This window comes from Actinomadura napierensis (assembly GCF_039529375.1).
GTDB lineage: Bacteria > Actinomycetota > Actinomycetes > Streptosporangiales > Streptosporangiaceae > Spirillospora > Spirillospora napierensis.
In genome coordinates this window covers 1-3880 of sequence record NZ_BAAAMR010000233.1, presented here as the reverse complement: position 1 = coordinate 3880, position 3880 = coordinate 1, and the positions used below count along the sequence as shown (strand labels likewise).

Below are 3880 nucleotides of genomic sequence, written 5' to 3'. Positions count from 1 at the left end.
CAGCGCGGCGAGCGCCGCCGCAGCGCGCCGACCGCGCCGACGCCGGCGTCGCGGCCGCGGCCGGAGGCGCGTGGGCGGTCTCGACCGCGCGTTTCACGGCCGAACGCGTCCGTCCCGGGCCCCGGACGCCCGGCGAGGTGCTGAAGATGGCGGTGACCAGCGCGGTCATCCCGCCCGCCGCCGTCCGGCATCGGATCAGGGGCCTGCTGCTGCACCGCGACGCCCAGCCGTGGGGCGGGCCGTGGGTCGTGTTGTTCGACCGCGACGACACCCTCATCCGGGACGTCCCCTACAACGGCGACCCGGCGCTGGTCGAGCCGATGCCGGGCGCGCGCCGGGCGCTGGACCGGCTGCGCCGGCACGGCGTGCGGATCGGCGTGGTGTCCAACCAGTCGGGCGTGGCGAAGGGGCGCATCACCGTCCGCGACGTCCGGCGCGTCAACGCGCGGGTCGAGGAGCTGCTCGGCCGGATCGACGTGTGGGAGTTCTGCCCGCACGACGGCGACGACGGCTGCGAGTGCCGCAAGCCCCGGCCCGGGATGATCGAGCGCGCCGCGCGGCGGCTCGGCGCGCTGCCGTCCGACTGCGCCGTCATCGGCGACATCGGCCGCGACATCGAGGCCGCGGCGGCGGCCGGCGCGCGCGGGATCCTCGTGCCGACCGGGCGGACCCGGCCGGCGGAGATCGCGCGGGCGCTGGAGACGGCGCCGACGCTGGAGGCCGCCGTCGCACTGGTCCTCGGCGGAAGGCGGGCGCGATGAGGGTGCTGCTGGCACGCCAGGACAACATCGGCGACGTGCTGCTCGCCGGCCCGGCGATCCGCGCGGTGGCCGCGCGCGCCGACGAGGTCGCGCTGCTGTGCGGGCCGCGCGGCCGGGCCGCCGCCGACCTGCTGCCCGGCATCGACGAGGTCATCGAGTGGCGCGCGCCCTGGATCGACCCCGAGCCGGACCCGGTGGACCGGGCCGACATCGAAGGGGCCGTCGCACGGCTGGCGGGCTTCGACCGGGCGCTGATCCTCACCTCGTTCCACCAGTCGCCGCTGCCGCTCGCGCTGCTGCTGCGCCTCGCCGGCACCCCCTGGATCGGCGGCATCAGCGAGGACTACCCCGGCTCGCTGCTGGACCTGCGGCACCGTCCCGAGGGGGACGTGCCCGAGCCGCTGCGGATGTTGTCGCTGGCTGAGGACGCCGGATTTCCGGCGCCCGCCGACACCCGGCTGCGGGTACGCGAACCGCTCCCCGACACCGACCACCTCACCGGCGGCGCCGGCTACGTGGTGGTGCATCCGGGGACGTCGGTCCCGGCGCGGGCGTGGCCGCCGGAGCGCTGCGCCGAGGCCGTCCGGGCGCTGCGCGCGGCGGGCCACCGCGTGGTGGTGACCGGGCACGGCGAGGAGAAGGAGCTGACCGCGCTCGTCGCCGGCGAGGACGGCCTCGACCTCGGCGGCCGCACCTCCCTGCCGGAACTGGCGTCGGTGCTGCGCGGCGCGCGCGCCGTCGTGGCCGGCAACACCGGCCCCGCGCACCTCGCCGCCGCCGTCGGCACGCCGGTCGTGTCGCTGTTCGCGCCGACCGTCCCCGCCGCCCGCTGGGCGCCGTTCGGGGTGCCGATGGCGCTGCTCGGCGACCAGGGCGCGCCCTGCAAGGACAGCCGCGCCCGCGAATGCCCCGTCGACGGCCACCCCTGCCTGGCCTCGGTGACCGCCGACGAGGTCGCCGCCGCGGTGGAGGTCGTCGCGACCGACCCCGAGAGAACACGCCGAGAGGAGGTGCCCGCCCCATGAGAGTCCTGCTCTGGCACGTGCACGGCTCATGGGCGACGTCGTTCGTCCACGGCCCGCACACCACGCTCGTCCCCGTCACCCCCGACCGGGGCCCCGACGGCAGGGGGAGGCCCGACACCTTCACCTGGCCCGACCGCGCCGTCGAGGCGACCCCCGAGCAACTGCGGCACGAGGACGTGGACGTCGTCGTGCTGCAGCGCCCCCACGAGCTGAAGCTGGCCGAGGAATGGCTGGGCCGCCGGCCCGGACGCGACGTCCCGGCCGTCTACGTCGAGCACGACACCCCCCGCAGGACGCCCTCGGACGCGAGCCTGCCGGAGGAGGTCGTCCCCGACAGCCGGCACTTCCTGCACGACCGCGACGACATCCCGGTCGTGCACGTCACCCACTTCAACCAGTTGTTCTGGAACTGCGGCCGCGCCCCGACCTCGGTCATCGAGCACGGCGTCGTCGACCCCGGATACCGCTGCACCGGCGACATGCCGCGCGCCGGCGTCGTCATCAACGACCCGCTGCGGCGCGGCCGCGTCGCCGGGACCGACCTGCTCGCCGACCTGGCGCGCGCCGTCCCCCTGGACCTGTTCGGCATGAACGTCACCGGCGTCCCGGAGGCGCTCGGCATCGCGCCGGAGTCGCTGTGGACGTTCGAGGACCTGCCGCAGGCGAGGATGCACGACGAACTCGCCCGCCGCCGCGTCTACGTCCATCCCTACCGGTGGACCTCGCTCGGCCTCGCCCTGATCGAGGCCATGATGCTCGGCCTCCCGGTGGTGGCGCTCGCCACCACCGAGGCGGTCGAGGCGGTGCCGCCGGAGGCCGGGGTGCTGTCCACGCGCGTCGCCACGCTGGCCGACGCCGTGCGGACCCTGGCAGCCGACCCGCCGCGCGCCCGCCAGATGGGCAAGGAGGCGCGCGCGTACGCCGTCGAACGCTACGGCCTGCCGCGGTTCCTGCGCGACTGGGAGCGAACTCTCACGGAGGTAACGCGATGAGAATAGCCATGATCTCCGAGCACGCCAGCCCGCTGGCCGCCAAGGGCGGGCTGGGCGGCGCGGACGGCGGCGGCCAGAACGTGTTCGTCGCGGAACTGGCGTCCGAGCTCGGCCGCCAGGGCCACTGCGTCACCGTCTACACGCGGCGGGACTCGCCCGACCTGCCGCGCCGGGTGCGGCTCGCGCCCGGCGTGACCGTCGAGCACGTCCCGGCGGGGCCCGCCGGGCACGTCGCCAAGGACGACCTGCTGCCCTGGATGCGCGACTTCGGGACCTACCTGGAGCGGCGCTGGGCCGCCGAGCCGCCGGACGTGGCGCACGCGCACTTCTGGATGAGCGGGCTCGCCGCCGTGCAGGCGGCCGCGCCGCCCTCGTCGCGGCGCGTCCCGGTGGTGCAGACCTACCACGCGCTCGGCACGGTGAAGCGGCGCCACCAGGGCGACAAGGACACCAGCCCGGCGTCGCGGCTCCGGCTGGAGCGCTCGATCGGCCGCGCCGCCGACGCCGTCATCGCCACCTGCGCCGACGAGGTCGCCGAGCTGGCCGCGATGGACGTGCCGCGCGAGCGGGTCTCGGTGGTGCCCTGCGGCGTCGACCTCGGATTGTTCACCCCGGACGGGCACCGCTCGGACGGGCGCGGCGGGCACCGGCTGGTGGTGCTGTCGCGGCTGGTCGAGCGCAAGGGCGTGGACACCGCGATCCGGGCGCTGGCGCATCTGCCGGACGCCGAGCTCGCCGTCGCCGGCGGGCCGCCGCGGAGCGACCTGGCCGGCGACCCCGAGGTGCGCCGGCTGCGGCGCGTCGCGGACGACGCGGGCGTCGCCGGGCGGGTGGAGTTCCTCGGCCGGCTCGGCCGCGAGGAGGTCCCGCCACTGCTGCGGTCGGCGAGCCTGGTGGTGACGCTGCCGTGGTACGAGCCGTTCGGCATGGTGCCGCTGGAGGCGATGGCGTGCGGCGTACCCGTCGTGGCCAGCGCCGTCGGCGGCCATCTGGACACCGTCGTGGACGGCGTCACCGGCGTGCTGGTCCCGCCGCGCGACCCGGAGGCGGCGGCGGCCGCGATCCGGGAGTCGCTGGACGACCCGGCCGGCCGCGCCGCGAT

At 76.7% G+C, this 3880-nt stretch carries 4 protein-coding genes; all 4 read left to right on the top strand.

The window, feature by feature from the left end:
- Positions 1-761, top strand: a 761-nt coding sequence (locus ABD296_RS48975; protein ID WP_344285274.1) for a D-glycero-alpha-D-manno-heptose-1,7-bisphosphate 7-phosphatase, incomplete at its 5' end; no start/stop codon positions are given.
- A complete protein-coding gene (locus ABD296_RS48970) occupies positions 758-1786 on the top strand; it encodes a glycosyltransferase family 9 protein (RefSeq protein WP_344285271.1) in 1029 nt (342 codons plus the stop codon). The genes ABD296_RS48975 and ABD296_RS48970, both read left to right, overlap by 4 nt.
- The gene (locus tag ABD296_RS48965; protein WP_344285268.1) at positions 1783-2778 is read left to right on the top strand and encodes a glycosyltransferase family 4 protein; all 996 of its coding nucleotides are present in this window, start codon (positions 1783-1785) and stop codon (positions 2776-2778) included. The genes ABD296_RS48970 and ABD296_RS48965 overlap by 4 nt, the downstream gene beginning before the upstream one ends.
- An 8-nt stretch (positions 2779-2786) precedes the next feature.
- Positions 2787-3880 (top strand): glycosyltransferase (locus tag ABD296_RS48960; RefSeq protein ID WP_344285266.1); only part of this gene is annotated, 1094 nt, incomplete at its 3' end.